Source organism: Planomonospora algeriensis (assembly GCF_977012225.1).
Genome location: NZ_CDRNDK010001081.1, coordinates 1 through 503, shown reverse-complemented (window position 1 = coordinate 503; position 503 = coordinate 1). Strand labels below are relative to the sequence as shown.

1 protein-coding gene is annotated in these 503 nt (G+C 64.2%); it reads left to right on the top strand.

What is annotated here, in order from left to right:
* Nucleotides 1-503 (top strand): cbb3-type cytochrome c oxidase subunit I (locus tag ACWJ6R_RS37905; protein ID WP_449066792.1); only part of this gene is annotated, 503 nt, incomplete at both ends.

Genomic DNA, 503 nt, shown 5'->3' with positions numbered 1-503 from the left:
TGCTCTGGCAGCACCTGTTCTGGTTCTTCGGCCACCCCGAGGTCTACGTCATCGCGCTGCCGTTCTTCGGCATCATCACCGAGGTCATCCCGGTCTTCAGCCGCAAGCCGATCTTCGGCTACGTCGGCCTGGTCGGCGCGACCATCGCCATCGCCGGTCTGTCGATCACCGTGTGGGCGCACCACATGTTCCCGACCGGCCAGGTGCTGCTGCCGTTCTTCTCGTTCATGACGTTCCTCATCGCGGTCCCGACCGGGGTGAAGTTCTTCAACTGGGTCGGCACGATGTGGCGGGGGCACATCGTGCTGCAGTCGCCGATGCTGTTCGCGGTCGGCTTCCTGGTCACCTTCCTGTTCGGCGGCCTGACCGGCGTCATCCTGGCCTCCCCGCCGCTGGACTTCCACGTCCACGACTCCTACTTCGTGGTGGCGCACTTCCACTACGTCGTCTTCGGCACCGTGGTCTTCGCGATGTTCGCCGGCTTCTACTTCTGGTGGCCGAAG